This window comes from Stutzerimonas sp. NM35 (assembly GCF_054604355.1).
On the sequence record NZ_CM137728.1, the window covers coordinates 3864643 to 3884035 of the forward strand.

The 19393-nt window shown below is 63.3% G+C and carries 14 protein-coding genes; 1 reads left to right on the forward strand and 13 read right to left on the reverse strand.

Going from position 1 to position 19393, the window contains the following annotated elements; genetic code table 11:
- Positions 1-40: 40 nt before the first annotated feature.
- The 6 genes from ACYCFC_RS17910 to uvrD all read right to left on the reverse strand — a co-directional run bounded on the left by ACYCFC_RS17910 (position 41) and on the right by uvrD (position 9398).
- Entirely contained in the window at positions 41-670 is a 630-nt protein-coding gene (locus ACYCFC_RS17910) for a formate dehydrogenase subunit gamma (protein ID WP_181083252.1), read from the reverse strand.
- 45 nt (positions 671-715) lie between these two features.
- Positions 716-1642 carry a formate dehydrogenase subunit beta gene (gene fdxH, locus ACYCFC_RS17915; RefSeq protein WP_122077570.1) on the reverse strand — a complete coding sequence of 309 codons (927 nt, stop codon included), beginning with the start codon at positions 1640-1642 and terminating at the stop codon, positions 716-718.
- Entirely contained in the window at positions 1642-4722 is a 3081-nt protein-coding gene (gene fdnG / locus ACYCFC_RS17920) for a formate dehydrogenase-N subunit alpha (RefSeq protein WP_459652452.1), read from the reverse strand. The genes fdxH and fdnG overlap by 1 nt, the downstream gene beginning before the upstream one ends.
- Before the next feature lie 232 nt (positions 4723-4954).
- Positions 4955-5800, reverse strand: a complete 846-nt coding sequence (locus ACYCFC_RS17925) for a Tim44 domain-containing protein (RefSeq protein WP_459652453.1) — start codon at positions 5798-5800, stop codon at positions 4955-4957.
- 113 nt (positions 5801-5913) lie between these two features.
- The gene (locus ACYCFC_RS17930) at positions 5914-7014 is read right to left on the reverse strand and encodes a TRAP transporter substrate-binding protein (protein WP_459652454.1); all 1101 of its coding nucleotides are present in this window, start codon (positions 7012-7014) and stop codon (positions 5914-5916) included.
- A gap of 194 nt (positions 7015-7208) precedes the next feature.
- A complete protein-coding gene (gene uvrD / locus ACYCFC_RS17935; RefSeq protein WP_459652455.1) occupies positions 7209-9398 on the reverse strand; it encodes a DNA helicase II in 2190 nt (729 codons plus the stop codon).
- A 175-nt stretch (positions 9399-9573) separates the two neighbouring features.
- On the opposite strand from uvrD, the gene ACYCFC_RS17940 reads away from it, so the two are divergent.
- On the forward strand, positions 9574-11943 hold the full coding sequence (locus tag ACYCFC_RS17940) for a putative bifunctional diguanylate cyclase/phosphodiesterase (protein ID WP_459652456.1): 2370 nt from the start codon (positions 9574-9576) through the stop codon (positions 11941-11943).
- 119 nt (positions 11944-12062) lie between these two features.
- Here ACYCFC_RS17940 and trhP read toward each other — a convergent pair whose 3' ends face one another.
- From trhP to ectA, 7 genes are all read right to left on the reverse strand, one after another.
- Positions 12063-13421 carry a prephenate-dependent tRNA uridine(34) hydroxylase TrhP gene (trhP, locus tag ACYCFC_RS17945; RefSeq protein WP_459652457.1) on the reverse strand — a complete coding sequence of 453 codons (1359 nt, stop codon included), beginning with the start codon at positions 13419-13421 and terminating at the stop codon, positions 12063-12065.
- A gap of 286 nt (positions 13422-13707) precedes the next feature.
- A complete protein-coding gene (locus ACYCFC_RS17950; protein WP_181083263.1) occupies positions 13708-13926 on the reverse strand; it encodes a YdcH family protein in 219 nt (72 codons plus the stop codon).
- A gap of 227 nt (positions 13927-14153) precedes the next feature.
- On the reverse strand, positions 14154-15584 hold the full coding sequence (locus ACYCFC_RS17955; RefSeq protein ID WP_181083265.1) for an aspartate kinase: 1431 nt from the start codon (positions 15582-15584) through the stop codon (positions 14154-14156).
- Between the two features lie 99 nt (positions 15585-15683).
- Positions 15684-16592, reverse strand: coding sequence for an ectoine hydroxylase (gene thpD, locus ACYCFC_RS17960; RefSeq protein ID WP_459654025.1), 909 nt, complete (start codon positions 16590-16592; stop codon positions 15684-15686).
- A 71-nt stretch (positions 16593-16663) separates the two neighbouring features.
- On the reverse strand, positions 16664-17062 hold the full coding sequence (locus ACYCFC_RS17965; RefSeq protein WP_181083267.1) for an ectoine synthase: 399 nt from the start codon (positions 17060-17062) through the stop codon (positions 16664-16666).
- A gap of 19 nt (positions 17063-17081) precedes the next feature.
- A complete protein-coding gene (gene ectB / locus ACYCFC_RS17970) occupies positions 17082-18356 on the reverse strand; it encodes a diaminobutyrate--2-oxoglutarate transaminase (RefSeq protein ID WP_181083269.1) in 1275 nt (424 codons plus the stop codon).
- The gene (gene ectA / locus ACYCFC_RS17975) at positions 18353-18883 is read right to left on the reverse strand and encodes a diaminobutyrate acetyltransferase (protein WP_459652458.1); all 531 of its coding nucleotides are present in this window, start codon (positions 18881-18883) and stop codon (positions 18353-18355) included. Before ectA ends, ectB begins: the two co-directional genes overlap by 4 nt.
- Positions 18884-19393: the final 510 nt, after the last annotated feature.

Here is a 19393-nt window from a genome sequence, read left to right on the forward strand (position 1 = left end):
GTTCTCAGTCGCGCTCGAATTGTGGCTGCGATGGACCGGATCAGTCCTGCTTGCGGTCGGTGACCTCACGGTACCAGAGCGCGTGGTGCTTGCGCGCCCAACGGTGGCTGACCTTGCCGGAGAGCATGGCGCCAAAGGAACCCTTGATCCAGATCGCGGCGTAGACGTGGACGATGATCGCCATCACCAGCACGAAGGCGGCGAAGGCGTGCGCCAGCGCGGCCAGGCGGATGGCGTCGATACCGAACAGGTGGCTGAAGTACGCCCGCCAGATGACGATGCCCGATACCAGCAGCACCAGCATGCTCGCCAGCAGCGCCCAGAACAGCAGCTTCTGGCCGGGGTTGTACTTGCCGATGGGCGGTACGCCGTCTTCCTGGTTGCGCATCACCTTGCCGACGTTCTTCAGCCACAGCCGATCGTTGCCGGAGAAGAAGTTGGCGCTCCAGAAGCGGATCACCAGACCCAGGAACAGCACGAACATCGCCACGCCCAGGAAGGGGTGCAGGATGCGCGTCCAGGGGCCGCCGCCAAACAGGTTGCTCAGCCAGAACAGCGCCGGGTGGAACAGTGCCAGGCCGGACAGACCCGCCAGGATGAACAGGATCGCCACGGCCCAGTGGTTGCTGCGCTCGTTGGCGTTGTAACGCTGGATTTCATCTTTTTTCATGTCGATGGTCCTCGACCGGCCCCGCGCGAACGGGGCCGGCATGCCTCAGGGCTGCTTGGGATCGTAGGTGTGCACCGCCGGATCCTGTTGATGAACCACCGGCTCGGCCGGGTGCTCGTCCTCTTCTTCCTCGACGCGCTGCGGGCCGACCCGCACGTAGTGGAAGAAGCCGCCCAGTACCGCCGCACCCATGGCCAGCAGGGCCAGGGGCTTGGTGATGCCTTTCCACAGGCTGACCATCGGGCTGATCATCGGCTGGTCCGGCAGACCCGCGTACAGCGAAGGCTTGTCGGCATGGTGCAGCACGTACATGACGTGGGTGCCGCCGACGCCATCGGGATCGTAGAGGCCGGCATGCTCGAAGCCGCGCGACTTCAGGTCCTCGATGCGCTCCTCGGCATGGCGCTGCATGTCGGCCTTGCTGCCGAACACGATGGCGCTGGTCGGGCAGGTCTTCACGCAGGCCGGCTCCTTGCCTACCGCCACGCGGTCGCTGCACAGGGTGCACTTGTAGGCCTTCTTGTCTTCCTGCGAGATGCGCGGCACGTTGAACGGACAGCCGGTGACGCAGTAGCCGCAGCCGATGCACTTGTCCTGGTTGAAGTCGACGATGCCGTTGGCGTACTGCACGATCGCGCCGGGGCTCGGGCAGGCCTTGAGGCAGCCCGGCTCGGCGCAGTGCATGCAGCCGTCCTTGCGGATCAGCCATTCCAGATCGCCGTCGGCCTTCTCGTGCTCGGTGAAGCGCATCACCGTCCAGCTTTCGGCAGTCAGGTCGATCGGGTTGTCGTAGGTGCCGTGGTTGCTGCCCACCTCGTCACGCAGCTCGTTCCATTCCGAGCAGGCGACCTGGCAGGCCTTGCAGCCGATGCATTTGGACACGTCGATCAGCTTGGCCACCTCCTCGACCTGGCGGATCGAGGGGGCAAGCGTGGTGGTCGCGGAGCGCGCAATGATGTCTTGAGTAGCCATTACACCTTCTCCACGTTGACCAGGAACGACTTCGACTCGGGCGTCTGGGTGTTGCCGTCACCGATGTAGGGCACCATGGTGTTGGCGATGTACCCCGGCTTGGCCACGCCGGTGAAGCCCCAGTGCAGCGGAATGCCGACCTGGTGCACCACCTGCCCGTTGACCTGCAGCGGACGGATGCGCTTGGTCACCACCGCCACGGCGATCAGATAGCCGCGCTTGGAACTGACGCGCACCCGGTCGCCGGCAGCGATGCCCTTCTCCTGCGCCAGCACCTCGCCGATCTCGACGAACTGCTCGGGCTGGGCGATGGCGTTGAGCTTGCAGTGCTTGGTCCAGTAGTGGAAATGCTCCGTCAGCCGGTAGGTGGTGCCGGCATAGGGGAACTCGTCGGCGGTGCCGAGCGATTCCCACACCGAATCGAACACGCGCGCGGCGGGGCTGCTGATCACCTTGCGGTTGTTCGGGTGCAGCGGGTTGATGCCGATGGGCGACTCGAACGGCTCGTAGTGTTCCGGGAAGGGACCTTCGGCCATCTTGTCCACGGCGAAGAAACGCGCCACCCCTTCGGGGTTCATGATGAACGGATTCATCCCCGCTTCCGGGTCGATGCTGGCGTTGTAGTCCGGCACATCGGTGCCGGCCCAGCCCTTGGCCTGGGCATCCCACCAGACCAGCTTCTTGCGGTCCGACCAGGGCTTGCCCTGGGGGTCGGCGGAGGCGCGGTTGTAGAGGATGCGACGGTTCGCCGGCCAGGCGAAGGCCCAGTTCTGGTGCTGCTTCATGTGGTACGGGTCGCTGTTGTCGCGCCGCGCCATCATGTTGCCCTGCTCGGTCCAGGAGCCGCAGAAGATCCAGCAGCCCGAGGCGGTGCTGCCATCGTCCTTGAGCTGACTGAAGGCGCCCAGCTGCTGGCCGGGACGGGCCAGCAGGTTGCCGTTGGCGTCGGTCACTTCGCCGACCGCGTAGCCGTTGAACTCCCTGGCCAGTTCCTCGGCAGAAGGCTCGTGGGCCACCTTGTAGGGCCAGTGCAGATTGAGAATCGGCTCGGGGAAGGCGCCGCCCTCGCTGCGGTACAGTTCGCGCAGGCGCATGTGCAGGCCGGACATGATCCAGATGTCGGGGCGCGACTCGCCCGGACCGTCCGCCGCCTTCCAGTGCCACTGCAGCCAGCGGGTGCTGTTGACCAGCGAACCGTCTTCCTCGGCGAAGCAGGTAGTCGGCAGGCTGAACACCTCGGTCTGGATGCTGGCGGTGTCAACGTCGTTGAACTCGCCGTGATTGCGCCAGAACTCGGAGGTTTCGGTCTGCAGCGGGTCCATCACCACCAGCCACTTGAGCCGCGCCAGCGACTTGACCACGCGGTTCTTGTCCGGCAGTGCCGCCAGCGGGTTGAAGCCCTGGCAGAAATAGCCGTGCACCTCGTCGCGCGACATCATGTCGAACATGCGCAGCACGTCATAGCCGGCGCCGCCGTATTCCAGCTTGGGCAGGTAGTCGAAGCACCAGTCGTTTTTCGCCTGGGCAGCGGGACCGTACCAGGCCTTCATCAGGCTGACGTGGAACTTGCCGTAGTTCTGCCAGTAGGACATCTGCCCCGGACGCAGCGGCTTGGGCGCGCGCTTGGCAATGTAGCTCGCGTAATCCTGCTCGGCATCCAGCCCCAGGGTCAGGTAGCCCGGCAGCAGGTTGGAAAGCAGGCCCAGGTCGGTCAGGCCCTGGATGTTGGAGTGCCCGCGCAGCGCGTTGACGCCGCCGCCCGGCATGCCGACGTTGCCCAGCAGCAGCTGGACCATGGCCGCGGTGCGGATGATCTGCGCGCCCACCGAGTGCTGGGTCCAGCCCAGGGCGTAGAGGATCGTCATGGTCTTGCCCGGCGTCGAGCAGGTGGCGATCTCTTCCCAGATCTTCAGCATGCGATCGACCGGCGTGCCGCAGATCTGGCTGGCCAGTTCCGGCGTGTAGCGGCTGTAGTGCTGCTTCATCAGCTGGAACACGCAGCGTGGGTGCTGCAGCGTCGGGTCGACCTTGGCGTAGCCGTCCTCACCCAGTTCGTAGGTCCAGCCGGACTTGTCGGTATAGGTGCGTTTCTCGGCGTCGTAGCCGCTGAACAGCCCATCCTCGAAGCTGAAGCCTTCGCTGACGATGAACGACACGTCGGTGTAGTTGCGCACGTATTCGTGCTGAATCTTGTCGTTGCCGATCAGGTAGTTGATCAGGCCGCCCAGGAACGCGATATCCGTCCCGGTACGAATGGGCGCGTAATAGTCGGCCACCGAGGCGGTACGGGTGAAGCGTGGATCGACCACGATCAGCCGGGCCTTGTTCTCGGACTTGGCTTCGGTCACCCAGCGGAAGCCGCAGGGGTGTGCTTCAGCAGCGTTGCCACCCATTACCAGGACCAGGTCGGCGTTGCCGATATCCGTCCAGGTGTTGGTCATGGCGCCACGGCCGTACGTCGGGGCAAGACTTGCCACCGTCGGGCCGTGTCAGACACGTGCTTGGTTGTCGAATCCTACGATGCCGAGGTTGCGGACCACCTTGTGGGTCAGGTAGCCGGTTTCGTTGGACGCCGCCGAGGCCGCGAGAAAGCCTACCGAGGTCCAGCGGTTGACCGTCTGGCCCAGCGCGTTCTGCTGCACGAAGTTGGCGTCGCGGTCCTCTTTCATCAGACGGGCGATGCGATCGAGCGCTTCGTCCCAGGACAGGCGCGTCCACTCGTTGGAGCCGGGCTTGCGCACCATCGGGTGCTGCAGGCGGTTGGGGCTCTTGATGAAGTCTAGCAGGCCGGCGCCCTTGGGGCACAGGCTGCCGCGGTTGACCGGATGATCCGAGTCGCCCTCTACGTGGATGATCTGCTGATCGACATTCTTGCCGCCGCTGCCGCGGCTATAGAGGATCAGTCCGCAGCCTACCGAGCAGTAAGGGCAGGTGTTGCGGGTTTCTTTGGTGTTGGTCAGCTTGAAATGCCGTATCGACTCGGCGAAGGCAGTCTCGGGCGCCATGCCCAAGGCCGCCATGCTGGTCGCTCCAAGGCCGATACCGCAGACCTTGAAGAACTGGCGACGGTTCATGTCCATCGTTTCTTCCTTATCAGGCTAAGACGAGGCGGGACGTTGAAAACCGGTGGGCTGTTCTGGTGCAGCCCTGGATGGTTTCCTACAGCCCATGAGCGCTTGTGGCGCTTCGCTTGGACGGCATTGTATACGGCCTGCTAGCTGAAAGGATTAATCCTTTGGTTTCGTAAGGGTCTATTAAGCGCAATAAAAAAGCCCGGACATGTGTCCGGGCTTTGCGTGGGCCAGAAAAGACTCAGGCGTTCTGGCGGATACCGGCTACCAGCCAGGGCTGGTTTTCGCCCTGGGCACGTTCCATGCGCCAGCTTTCGCTGAAGGGCTCGCCCTGATCGAAGCGCGAGTTCTTCGATACGCCGACGAAGGTCAGGGTGGCGGTGGTCTTTTCGGCGTTGTCGTCCACGCCGTCGAGCTGGATCTGCAGGTCGTCCATGTAGGTCGACTGGTAGGCATCACCGATCTCGGCGCGCTCGCGCTTGAGGAACTCCAGCAGCTGCGGGGTGACGAACTCGGCGATCTTGTCCATCTCGTTGGCATCCCAGTGCTGCTGCAGCGACATGAAATGCTCGCGCGCCGCGCCGACGAAGCTCTGTTCGTTGAACCAGGCGGGTGCGTTGATCACTGGTGCCGAGGCGACCGGCGCGGCGCTGCCACCGAAGATCGAAGGCTGCTGCGGCATCTCGCGCTGCATCGGCGCATGTCCGTGCCCGGCCATGGCCGGTTGCTGCTGGCGTCGGCGCGCGGCGATGAGGCGGAAGATGACGAAGGCGATCAGGCCGAAGATCAGGATATCCATGAACTGGATGCCCTCGAAGCCATCGCCCATGAACATCGAGGCCAGCAGACCGCCGGCGGCCAGGCCGGCCAGCGGGCCGAGCCAGCGCGAAGCGCCGCTTGCGGCAGCGGGTTGCTGGCGACCAGCCTGGGCGGCGCTGTCGGTGCGCTGTTGTGGTTGAGCCTGGCGAGTCTGGTGGCTGGGCGCCGAGCCGAAGCTCTTGCCGCCGCCGAAACGCTTGGCGTGGGCGTCGAGGCTGAAAGTCAGGCTGAGGCACAGCGCCATGAAGAGGCTAAGCACAGATTTCATTAAGTGTTCCCATGTTGGGTGAAGGTACGCGCGTCATGTTGCACAGAGGCACGACACAACGCCAGAGGTAAGTGTTTCAGGCTTTTGCTTGACGGAACTGCACTCGGCACCGCTCAACGCCAGTTATACAGCTCCTTCTCGGAGATCTCGTGCATTGGCTCGACCTGGGCCTGAAAGGCTTTCATCGAGGCCCAGATACGACCATTCAGTTCGCTTTGTTCGGCCAGTTGGCCCAGCACCTGCTCGGAGTGCTCACGCATGGCGGCCAGCACTTCGTCGGGAAAGCGCTTGAGCTCGGTGCCTTGCTGCTTCAGCTGATCCAGCGCCAGGGCGTTGTTGTAGGTGTAGTCGTCGTGCATGTCGCGGCTGGCGGCACGGGACGCTTCGGTGAGGATCGCCTGGAGGTCCGCCGGCAGGCTGTCGAAGGCCTTCTGGTTGACCAGCAGCTCCAGCACCGCCTGAGGCTCCTGCCAGCCGGGATAGTAGTAATAGCGCGCAGCCTTGTGCAGACCGAAGGCCAGATCGTTGTAGGGGCTGACCCAGTCGGTGGCGTCGATGGCGCCGGTCTGCAGCGCGGTGAAGACTTCACCGCCGGGCAGGTTGACGCTGGTGGCGCCGAGGCGCGCCAGTACTTCACCGCCCAGACCCGGCATGCGGATCTTCAGGCCCTGGAGATCGCCCAGCGAATTGATTTCCTTGTTGAACCAGCCGCCCATCTGCATGCCGGTATTGCCGATCACCATGGGCTTCACGCCGTGTGGTGCATAGGCTTCTTCCCAGAACTGCTGCCCTCCGCCCTTGCTCAGCCAGGCGTTCATCTCGCTGGCGGACAGGCCGAACGGCACCGAGGTGAAGAATTGCGCGGTGGGCACTTTGCCCTTCCAGTAATAGGCCGCGCCGTGGCCCAGTTCGGCGGTGCCGCGCGAGACGGAGTCGAAGACTTCCAGTGCAGGCACCAGCTCACCGGCGGCATAGACCTTGATGGTCAGGCGGCCCGCACTCATGGTGGTGACCCGCTCGGCCAGGCGTTCGGCAGAGGTGCCGAGGCCCGGATAGTTCTTCGGCCAGGCGGTGACCATCTTCCAGTGATAGGTCTTGGCGGGCTCGCCGGCGGCCTGCTGGCTGGTGGTTTCGGCTTTGTCGTCATTGCAGCCGGCCAGGCCGAGGATGGCGAGCAAGGCAGCGGCTGCGCCGAACAGGTGGCGGTGTTTCATGGGTGTGGATGTCCTTGTTTCTTGTTGGTGTAGGTCGGGTCACGCTTCACCGACCCGACGGGCAGAGCCAAGGCCTGCCTCGAAGCGTCGGATCATGTCTACCGATTGGATTACGCCCGCGGAAACCGGATTACGCCTTCGGAAACCCGGATTACGCCTTCGGCTAATCCAGGCTACGGTCTAATCCAACATTCTCACAGTGCTTCGAGCTTGGCATAGCTGAGCATCAGCCACTTGCTGCCTTCATCCTCGAAATTCACCTGCACCCGCGCCTGGGCGCCGGCGCCTTCGAAGTTGAGGATGGTGCCTTCACCGAACAGCGAGTGACGCACGCGCTGGCCGAGGTTGAAGGGAGTATCCGGCACGCCGGCGCCGTCGAACAGCGATGCGCCGCTCATGCCTCGGGTATTGAACGAACGGCTGACGGTGTTGCTCAGTCGAACTTCGCTGATCAGCGCCGGCGGGATCTCACGGACGAAGCGCGAGATCTTGTTGTAGGTCTCGCTGCCGTACAGGCGTCGGGTCTCGGCGTAGGTGACGATCAGCTGCTGCATGGCGCGGGTGATGCCGACGTAGGCCAGACGGCGCTCCTCTTCCAGACGGCCTGATTCCTCCAGGCTCATCTTGTGCGGAAAAAGGCCTTCCTCCATGCCCACCAGGAATACGAGTGGGAATTCCAGGCCCTTGGCGCTGTGCAGGGTCATCAGCTGCACGCTGTCCTCGTGATCGCCGGCCTGCTGTTCGCCGGCCTCCAGCGAGGCGTGGTCGAGGAAGGCCGCCAGCGGCGTCTGCTCGTCCTCCTGCTCGTCGCTGTAGTTGTCGAAGGCGCGTGCGGCGGACACCAGTTCCTCGAGGTTTTCCACCCGCGCCTGGGCCTTCTCGCCCTTTTCGTCGCGGTGGTAGGCGAGCAGACCGGATTGCTCGATGACCAGCTGCGCCATGCTGTGCAACTGCATGCCCTCGACCTTCAGCGCGAGGGTGTCGATCAGTTCGACGAAGCCGTTCAGCGCACTGGCGGCGCGACCTGAGACGAGCTTGGTACCGACCGCCTGGTGCAGCGCCGCCCACAGCGAGATTTCCTCCTGGCGCGCCAGTTGGCGCAGGGTCTCGACGGTTTTCTCGCCGATGCCGCGGGCCGGCAGGTTGATCACCCGCTCCAGCGCCGCATCGTTGTGGCGGGTCTGGATCAGGCGCAGGTAGGCCATGGCGTTCTTGATCTCGGCGCGCTCGAAAAAGCGCTGGCCACCGTAGATGCGGTAGGGAATCTTCTCGCGCAGCAGCGCCTCCTCCAGCACCCGCGACTGGGCGTTGGAGCGATAGAGGATGGCCATCTCGCTACGGCTCATGCCCTCCTTGATGGCCTTCTCGATGCTTTCCACCACATAGCGCGCTTCGTCGTGCTCGTTGAAGGCAGCGTAGAGGCTGATCGGCTCGCCTTCGCAGCCGTCGGTCCAGAGTTCCTTGCCCAGACGGCCCTGGTTATTGGCGATCAGCGCGTTGGCGGCCTTGAGAATGCATGCGGTGGAGCGGTAGTTCTGCTCCAGGCGGATGGTCTCGGCGTCGGCGAAGTCCTGGCTGAACTGGTGCAGGTTCTCGATCCGCGCGCCGCGCCAGCCGTAGATCGACTGGTCGTCGTCGCCCACCACCATCAGGCTCTCGCCGCCCTTGGCGAGCAGGCGCAGCCAGGCGTACTGCACGGCGTTGGTGTCCTGGAACTCGTCGACCAGCACATGGCGGAAGCGCCGCTGATAGTGTTCCAGCAGGCCCGGATGGTTGCGCCACAGGTCCAGCGCGCGCAGCAGCAGTTCGGAAAAGTCGATCACCCCGGCGCGCGCGCAGGCCTGCTCGTAGGCTTCGTAGATCTTCAGCTGGGTGGCGAGGAACAGGTCGCCGCCGGCCTGGATGTTCTGCGGGCGCAAGCCTTCGTCCTTCTGCGCGTTGATCCACCACTGCGCCTGGCGCGCCGGCCAGCGCTGCTCGTCCAGGCCCAGCTCGCGGATCACCCGCTTGACCAGGCGCTGCTGGTCGTCGGAATCGAGGATTTGGAAGTTCTGCTCCAGCTGCGCTTCCTGCCAGTGCGCACGCAGCAGGCGGTGCGCCAGGCCGTGGAAGGTGCCGACCCACATGCCCTGCGGATTGACGTGCAGGAGCTGCTCGATGCGCTGGCGCATCTCGGCGGCGGCCTTGTTGGTGAAGGTCACCGAGAGGATCGAATGCAGCGAGGCGCGTTCGACCTGGTTGAGCCAGGCGATGCGGTGCACCAGCACCCGGGTCTTGCCCGAGCCGGCGCCGGCCAGCACCAGTTGACGGCCCAGCGGCGCGGCCACGGCCTGGCGCTGGGCATCGTTGAGGGAGTTCAGCAGGTGGGAGATATCGTCGTGCATGGTCGCCATTGTATCCGCAAACCGGCCTGGTTCGCTGCGTTCACCTGTCTTCGGGAGACGAGCGCTTATTCATTGGTCGGAATGGGGGTGTTGCCCTGGGCTGCCAACATGCCATTATCCGCGGCTGTCATATTCACCAGGCTCCGAATACTTATACGAAATTCCAGAGCAATTGATGATCGATTCCGTTCAAGCAACGCAATCGACGTCATTGGCCAGGGAGGACCGCACCGTTTTCAAGTTCACAGGCATTGCACAACAGGCTGCGCGGACGCGACTTCTCTATCAGGGCTCGCGGGTCTGGCTGGTGCTTATGGCGCTCGCCAGCCTGCTCTGCGCGGGGCTGCTGTGGGGCGAGGTGAGGGCGCTGGAGCTGGGGCTCTGGTCCGGTTGGACGCTGCTGCTGGCGAGCCTGCGACTGCAGCAGGCGAGTGCCTTCGCCCGCGCCGCCGCGAGCGATCAGCAGCGCCCCTGGTGGCGTCACGCCTTCGTGGTGAGCAATGTTGCGACGGGGCTGACGCTCAGCTATGCCTTCGTTGCGCTGATTCCCGGCGAGGGCTTCATCCGGCAAGCCCTGCTGCATGGCGCACTTGGCTCGGTGATCATCGTTGGCAGCATGGCCAGTGTCGTTTCCTGGCGGGCCTTCGTTGCGCTCGTCCTGCCGGGCCTGTTGCCGGCAGGCGCAGTGCTGCTGAGCGGCGATCAGCAGCAGCCGGGCTGGGGCGTGTTGTTACTGATCATCCTGCTGACGCTGTGCATGGTCGCCTGGCAGCTCAGCCGGCTGTTGATCGCGGACGGAAAATATCTGCTCGGTGAGGCGAATGAGCCGACGGTGGCCCGATCCATGCCGGATGCCGAAGTGTGTCTGGTCGAGCCTTGCGACGGGCTGCAGCAGCGGGTGGCGACGACCCTGTTCGATGCGGCGGGCGAAGGCATGGTCATCATGGATGCCGAATTCCGCCTGCTGGCCGTCAACGATGCCTGTTGTGCCCTGTCCGGCTACAGCCGCGAGGAACTGGTCGGTTATCGTCTGGCGCAACTGGCCAGCAGCGAAAGCAGCCGTCAGCAATACGAAACGATGCGTACCGCGCTGCTGCGCGAGGGCTGCTGGCAGGGCGAGCTGCTCAAGACCCGCAAGAGCGGCGAGGTTTATCCACAGTGGGTGCAACTGCAGGTGGTTCGCGATGCCGATGGCGGTATTGCCAATGTGGTGGCCTTCCTCTCCGATCTCAGTGCCCGGCGCCAGGTGGAGGAGCGTTTGCGCTACCTCTCGCATTTCGACGAGCTCACCGGCCTGGGCAATCGCACCCTGCTCAAGGAGCGCCTGCAAAGCGCCTGCGAGCGTGGACGTCACAGCAGCCATGGCCTGGCGGTCCTTTATATCGACCTCGACCGTTTCAAGATCCTCAACGAGAGTCTGGGCCATGAAGTGGCCGACCGCCTGTTGTGTGAGGTCTCCCGGCGTCTGTCGCATACCTTTTCCAGCGCCAACACCATTGCACGGCTGTCGGGCGATGAGTTCGTGGTGGTGCTCGAAGCCTATGGCAGCCTCTCCAACCTGGCGCACGGCGGCAGTCGCCTGCTGTCGCGTATCGGCAAGCCGATCGTCGTAGATGGCCAGGAGCTGGTGCTTGGCGCCTCCATCGGGGTCAGCCTGATGCCCGACAATGCGCGTGACGCCACCACGCTGCTGCTGCAGGCGAACATGGCCATGCGGCACGCCAAGCATCTGGGCGGCAATACCCTGCAGTTCTTCACCGAGCGCCTGCGGGTTCCCAGCCTGGAAAATCTAAAGCTGGAAAACCAGCTACGCCGGGCCATCGACGAGGGACAGCTGGAGGTGTTCTATCAACCACGGCTGAACCTGGTAGAAGATCGTCTCGATGCCGCCGAGGCGCTGGTGCGCTGGCATCACCCGCAGCAGGGCCTGCTGGCGCCGGGTTACTTCATTGCGCTGGCCGAGGAGACCGGGCTGATCATTCCGTTGGGCGAGTTCGTCCTGCGCCAGGCCTGCCGTCAGGCGCGCCAGTGGCAACAGGACGGGCTGGCGGAGATCCGCGTGTCTGTGAATCTGTCAGTCAAGCAGTTGCGCCAGGGCAATTTCGTCAGTCTGGTGCGCCAGGTGCTGGAGGACACCGGGCTGCCGGCGCAGATGCTTGAGCTCGAGCTGACCGAAAGCCAGTTGCTCGACGATATCGACAATGCCATCAATATCAGCCGCCAGCTGCGTGCGCTGGGGGTCAAGCTGGCCATCGATGATTTCGGCACCGGCTATTCGTCACTCAGCTACCTCAAGCGCTTCCCGGTGGATTTCGTCAAGATCGACCGCTCCTTCATCTCCGAACTGGAGCAGTTCGGCGAAGATGCCGCCATCGTCCGCGCCATCATCGCCATGGTCCACAGCCTGGAGCTGAAAGTGGTAGCCGAGGGCGTCGAGACCCAGGCGCAGATGGATTTCCTCAAGGAACAGCGCTGCGACGAGATCCAGGGCTACCTGATCAGCCGCCCGGTACCCGCCGGGCAGCTCGCCGAGTTGCTGCGGTAGGTCGGATTAGCCGAAGGCGTAATCCGACAACCCGCTCTACATCCAGGCAACGCCATAAACCGTAGAGTCGAAGCCACCGCCAAAGCTCGCGGGCAAGTCCGCCCTACAGGGCTACGTTTTCAGCTGCGCGTCGTGCCGCTTTCCAGCTCACGCATCAGCAGGGCGTATTGCAGATCCACATCTTCCGGCACGGACAGGTAAACGGTGTGGCCGTCGCCCGGCGCGACGTCGATTGACTCGCCGCGCTTGTTTTCCAGCCGCTCCAGGCGCAGGTTGAGGTTGCCCTGCGGCGTCATCAGCTCCAGCTTGTCGCCGACGGCGAAGCGGTTTTTCACCTTCACTTCGGCCAGGCCATTGCGGCGTTCGCCGGTCAGTTCGCCGACGAATTGCTGGCGCTCGGACAGCGAGAAGCCGCGTTCGTAGTTCTGGTATTCGTCATGCACGTGACGGCGCAGGAAGCCTTCGGTGTAGCCGCGGTGGGCCAGTGATTCGAGGGTGTCCATCAATGACTTGTCGAACGGCTTGCCGGCTACGGCATCGTCGATGGCCTTGCGGTAGACCTGGGCGGTGCGCGAGACGTAGTAATGAGACTTGGTGCGGCCTTCGATCTTCAGTGAATGCACGCCCATTTGCACCAGGCGCTCGACGTGTTGCACGGCGCGCAGGTCCTTGGAGTTCATGATGTAGGTGCCGTGCTCGTCCTCGCTGACTTCCATGAACTCGCCGGGGCGGCTGGAATCCTCCAGCAGGAACAGCTCATCGGTGGGCTTGCCCACGCCAAGGGTCGGCTCGGCGCGTTGCACGGCAATCGGCTCGTACTGGTGCACCACCTCGCCCAGCTCGTTTTCCTTGGCTTCGTGGGTCTTGTATTCCCAGCGGCAGGCGTTGGTGCAACTGCCCTGGTTGGGGTCGCGCTTGTTGATGTAGCCCGAGAGCAGGCAGCGACCGGAATAGGCCATGCACAGCGCACCGTGGACGAACACCTCCAGCTCCATGCCCGGCACCTGTTCGCGGATCTCGCCGATCTCCTCCAGCGACAGCTCGCGTGAGAGAATCACCCGGCTCACGCCCTGGGCGTGCCAGAACTTCACCGTGGCCCAGTTCACCGCGTTGGCCTGCACCGAGAGGTGGATGGTCATCTCGGGGAAATGCTGGCGCACCAGCATGATCAGACCGGGATCGGACATGATCAGCGCATCCGGCCCCATCGCCACCACTGGCGCCAGATCCTTGATGAAGGTCTTCAGCTTGGCGTTGTGTGGGGCGATGTTGACCACCACGTAGAACTGCTTGCCCAGCGCGTGCGCTTCGTCGATGCCGAGCTTGAGGTTGGCATGGTCGAACTCGTTGTTGCGCACCCGCAGGCTGTAGCGCGGCTGCCCGGCGTAGACCGCGTCGGCACCGTAGGCGAAGGCGTAGCGCATGGATTTGAGCGTGCCGGCAGGCGACAGCAGTTCGGGGCGGAAAGGGGTGCTCATGGCGCGGGAACTCGCAGGGCGTTGGAGAAACGCGGCATTTTACTGCGCCCGACCGAGGATTGCGCGACCGATGGGCCGGCATCGGGGTTTCGCTTCACCGACCCGACGATGGGACAGGCCAGACATGGTGAGAGCCGGCGCTTTGCTCGTCGGATTACGCCTTCGGACTGTCGGATTACGCCTTCGGCTAATCCGACCTACAAGTGCCTGCGCCGGTGTGCACCGGCTTTGCGCGGAGCGGCTGCAGCCGCGAAGGGGTTGCGCCCCGGCAAGCGGGGCGCAGGGCTCAGGCGACGGTTGCGTCCTTGAGAACGTCGTACAGACGGTCCTTGATGAGCAGCTTTTCCTTCTTCAGGTTTTCGATCTCGGTATCGGTGCCGGGAATGATGCGCGCCTCCATGTTCTTGATGCGCTGGTCCAGTTCGTTGTGCTCGTCGAACAGGTTGTTGAAATGTGCGTCTTCGGATTTCAGACGGCTGATCAGTTCGCGGTATTCGGGAAACATGTGAGCTCCTGTGCATGGCTGGGACGGAGCGCTGGCAGGCGGTGCTGCCGATGGCGATGCGGGCCGCAACCTGCGTTCCGGTTTCATAGTGACCCTGCCTTGCATGAGCGATATTGACGGGCGTCATGCTGGCGATTTGGCGGCCCGTGGTCGAGTTTCGTTATTCGAAAGCAAACCGCCGGGCGTGACGGTGTCAGGCCCGGCGGCTCTTGAAGCCCGGCATGGCGTTACGCCGCAGCGATCACGTCGCCGTGGTTTTCCGGTTCGATCAGCGCGCGGTGCAGCGCGGCGATGGCGTTGTCGTAATCTTCCTCGTTGACCACGCACTGCATCTCCACCTGGCGAATCGACTGGTGGATCGCCTGGATGCTGATGCCGGCCTCGGCCAGCGCCGCGACGGTCTTGGCGAGGATGCCCTTGACCTTGAGGTCCGAGCCGATCGCCGAGACGATGGCGACGTTGTGCACCGTGACTTCAGCTGCCGGATAGGTCTCTTCAATCAGCCGCGCGGCGCGGTTGATCAGTTTGCGCGAACCCGAGGCGTAGTAGGTGATGCTGTTGGCGTCCGAGTCCTTGTTCACCACGTAGAGCTTGAGCTGCTTGAGCAGCTTGCTGATCTCGATGTCGTAGGCCACGTCGCCGAGCATGTCCTGGTCGAACACGCCGATACCGAAGACGTCCTTGCGGCCCGCGATGATTTCCACGCAGGGCTTCTCGCTCTTGTAGTCCTGGCTGATGAGGGTGCCGGCGTGCTCGGGCTCGAAGGCGTTCTTGATGCGCAGCTTGATACCGGCGCGGCGCAGGGTCTTGGCCGCGCGCGGATGGATCGCTTCCATGCCGAGGTTGGACAGCTGGTCGGCCACGTCATAGTTGGTGCGACCGATGGTCACCACCTTGTCGGCGCCGACCAGATTCGGGTCGGCGGAAGACAGATGGAATTCCTTGTGGATGATCGCCTCGCGTGCGCCGGTGGCGGCGGCGATCTGGGCGAAGGTGATCTCGCTGTAGCCACGGTCGAAGGTGTTCATCAGGCCTTCGCTGCAATGGGTGTAGCCGGTGGCGATCACCAGTTCGCGGCTCAGGTCGACGCCTTCGAAACTCTCGCGAACCATGTCCTCGAAGGGTAGCGGCGAATCGCAGTGCCAGCCGGTCAGGTCGACCATGCGCGCATTGATGCCGCGATGCTTGAGTGCCAGCACGGCGTTGAAGGCGCTGTGTGCCTCACCCAGCGAGGCGAGCATTTCGCGCACTTTCATCAGGTGTTCGCCGAGCTGGAAGTGGCCATAGGCGCACAGGCGCTGCAGGCTGCTCATGCATTCACGGGCATCGTCGATGCGGGCGTTGATGAACTGGTCGGCGGCATGGCGCTCGAAATCGCCGGGGAACAGTTCGGCGTTCTTCTCCAGCATGCGCTGGCGCACGGCCTGCAGGGTATCGAGCCAGGCGCCTTCGTTCTGGGCGTCGGCGAAACGCTGGTAGACGCCCGGCTCGCCGGTCTTCTTGTGTTCCAGCAGCAGGTTGGTCATGCCGCTGTAGGCCGAAACCACGAAGACCCGCTGATACAGCTGGGCGCCTTCGCGCTGGCCGATGAAGATGTTGTCGAGTAGCTCGTCGAAGCGGCTCATGGAGGTGCCGCCGATCTTTTCTACGGTATGCATCGATTCAACGTCCCGTCTTGGGGGTGAATTGTCATCCCTGGTCCGGCTTCGCAACCAGACGCAAAACATTCCCGCGTTGCGAAAATGCTTTCATGAAGGTCAGAGATACTGTTGTGGCTGGATCTGCAGCGGCGTGAAATCCTCACGCTCGGCAACGAAGTCGGGGCGTGGTGCGAGCCCGCAGAACGGCGCCTGGGCAGCATTATCCACATGGTTGTAGACATAGAACAGATTGCTGCGCGCTTTGGGGGTGATGTTGCTGTTGGAGCCGTGCATGGTGTTGCAGTCGAAGAACAGCACGCTGCCCGCCGGCGCGGTGGCGGTGTCGATGCCGTAGCGCTCGGCCAGCAGGGTCAGGCTGTCGTGATCCGGTACGCCAAGCTCCTGCTTGCGCAGGGACTTTTCATAGTGGTTCTCGGGGGTCGCACCCACGCAGTGGATGTAGTGCCGGTGCGAGCCGGGAATCAGCATCAGCGGGCCGTTGTGCGGCTCGTTGTCGGTCAGCAGGATCGAGCAGCTGAGAGTGCGCATGCGCGGCAGGCCGTCCTCGACGTGCCAGGTTTCGAAATCCGAGTGCCAGTAGAACTCCTTGCCGGTGAAGCCCGGTTTGAAGTTCATCCGCGACTGATGCACATAGATGTCGCCGCCGAGAATGAAGCGGGCGATGGCGGCGGTGCGCTCGTCGGCCGCGACGCGGGCGAACAGGGCATTGTCCCTGTGGATGGCGAACACCGAGCGGATCGCGCCGCTGCCGGGTTCGCGGATGGTCTTGCCGGATTCGGCGACAGCCGGGTCCTGGCGCATACGGTCGAGCTCGTCGCGGAATACGGCGACTTCCTCGGTGCTGAAGAGATTGGGGATGACCAGATAACCGTCACGCTCGAAGCGTTCGATCTGTTCTGCGGTGATGGGAGCGTTGGTCAGGTCGGTGCGATGGATAACCGGGTCCAGACGCTCCTGCCAGCGCGGTTCGTCATGCTGGCGTGAAGGGTAGTGGTCGGCTTGCACGGGGTTCACTTCGCATTCTCCTTTCGGTTGCTTGGCGAGCGGCGGGCGCGGCATTGCACCCGCCTGGCCTGTCAGGCGAGGGTTTCGGCCTCCAGCGGGTAGACACCGCTTTCGTCATGAACTTCCTTGCCGTTGAGCGGCGGGTTGAAGACGCAGGCCATCTTCATGTCCTCGCTGCCGCCGCGCAGCAGGTGCTCGTCGTGCTTGTCGAGGATGTACAGCGTGCCGGCTTCGATCTTGTAGATCTTGCCGTCGGCGATGGTCTCGATCTCGCCGTTGCCGCTGATGCAGTACACCGACTCCAGGTGGTTCTGGTAGTGGATGTGCGTCTCGGTGTTGGCGTAGATGGTGGTGATGTGGAAGGAGAAGCCCATGTTGTCGTCCTTGAGCAGCATGCGTGTGCTGTCCCAGGTTTCGGTGACGATCTTGCGGTTGGACTGCTCGCATTCGGCGAGGGTGCGTACGATCATTTTTTCAATTCCTCGAAAATCAGGAGGCCTGGTGCGCGGCCTGATCGGCCATCACGGCGGCGAACGCCTTGTCCAGAATGCTCATGGCCTTGTCGATCTGCTCTTCGCTGATGACCAGCGGGCAGAGGCACTTGACCACTTCGCTGTGGGCGCCGCTGGTCTCGACCACCAGGCCGTTGTCGAAGGCATGGCGGCAGATGGCGGCGGCGGTGTCGCCATCCGGGCAACTGATGCCGATCATCATCCCGCGCCCTTTGACGAACAGGGAGTCCGGGCCATAGCGGCGGACGATCTTGTGCATGCCGTCGGCGATGCGCTTGCCCTTGGCGCGCACGCTCTGGGCGAATTCGTCGTCCTGCCAGAAATGCTCCAGCGCGGCGGTGGCGGTGACGAAGGCGTGGTTGTTGCCGCGGAAGGTGCCGTTGTGCTCGCCGGGGCTCCACTGGTCGAGCTCCTTGCGCAGCAGCACCATGGCGAACGGCAGGCCGAAGCCCGACAGCGACTTGGACAGGGTGATCATGTCCGGCTTGATGCCCATGTCCTCGAAGCTGAAGAAGCTGCCCGTACGGCCACAGCCGGCCTGGATGTCGTCGACGATCAGCAGCATGTCGTGCTTGCGGCAGAGTTTTTCCAGCTTGCGCACCCACTCGGCGGACGCGGCGTTCAGGCCGCCTTCACCCTGAACCACCTCGACGATCACCGCCGCCGGCTTGTCGATGCCGCTGGACGGGTCGGTCAGCAGCTTGTCCATCATGGCGATGGTGTTGACCTTGTCGCCGAAATAGTTGGCGTAGGGCATGCGGCTGACGTCGGTCAGCGGTACGCCGGCGGCGCCACGGTGATGCTGGTTGCCGGTCGCCGCCAGGGCGCCGATGCTGCAGCCGTGGAAGCCATTGGTGAAGCTGATGACATTGCTGCGCCCCGTCACCTTGCGCGCCAGCTTCAGCGCGGCTTCCACCGCGTTGGTGCCGGTGGGGCCGGTGAACTGCATGACGTAGTCCATGCCGCGCGGCTTGAGGATCAGCCGGGAGAAGGTTTCGAGGAAACGCTCCTTGGCGTCGGAATACATATCCAGGCCGTGGGTGATGCCATCGTCGCTGATGTAGTCGAGCAGCGCCTGCTTGAGCACCGGATGGTTGTGGCCGTAGTTGAGCGTGCCGGCGCCGGCGAGAAAATCGATGTAGGTCTTGCCGTCGCGGGTGACCAGCTCGGCGCCACGCGCCTGCTTGAAGATCACGGGAAAAGAGCGGCAGTAGCTGCGAACGCCGGATTCGTGCAGTTCGAAGGTTTTCATACTGTTTCCTCTGATTTTTCTTCTGGATTCGGAATGTCGAACGGGCCAGCCCGGTACAGCACTTCGTCTTCGTGCTGGCCGGCAAAATGCACGGCGCGGGAAAATAGGGTGCGGGTGTCATAGTCGACGCCCAGCTGTGCGAAGGCTTTCCTGAACAGGGCCTGAGAGGCGCCGTTATCGGGCGAGATGGTCGTTTCCATGAAACGGACGCCCTGAGTGGCGACCCGGTGAGTCAGGGCCATCAGCATGCGCAGAGCCAGACCCTGGCCGCGCATCGAGGCGTCTACCGCGACCTGCCAGACGAACAAGGTGTCCGGGCGGGAAGGCGGGCGGTAACCGGAAATGAAACCGACCAGCTGACCCTGTGCATCTTCGGCAGCCATGGCGGTATCGGCGAAATCGGAGCACTGCAGCAGATTGCAGTAGACCGAGTTGGTATCCAGCGGCTGGCAACGTGCTACCAGTGCGTGGAGGGCAAAACCGTCGCCGTCGGTTGGGCGACGGAGCGTTACGGTAGGAACACTCAAAACAAGTCCTTTGGGGTTGCTGATTGAAATCCTTTACTAGGATAAACACAGGAAAAATCATTTCTCAACCCGAACTCCGCCATCAGTCCGCAGATAAGCAGTGAATGCCGCGCATGTTGGCTGCATATCTGCTGGCTGAATCTTCAGGGATATTCAGCCGAGAATGCCCTTGATATCCATCGATATATTTAGCGAAGTTGCAGCCTGTGAATAAGTAGGTTCCGGGGTGTTGCGGTGAGTGTCATCCAAGTGTTCGGCAGCGCCCTGGGCGTAATTGCCGAAAGCCTTGAACTGCGGGCGTTTCAGGCTTCCGGTAAGGATTTTCTGCGAGCCTCGGAAAGGCTCGCGGTGGATGAGCGATCAAGCCGGGGCAAGGAGGCTGAAATACGGCGGGATCAGTCCCTGCGAATGGGCGCAGTGCGTCACCGATATTCAGTCATGATATCGCCGAGATGGCGGCACAGAATTATCCATCCTGAGTAAGAGGAAAAATAATCAGTGAAGAGTTGC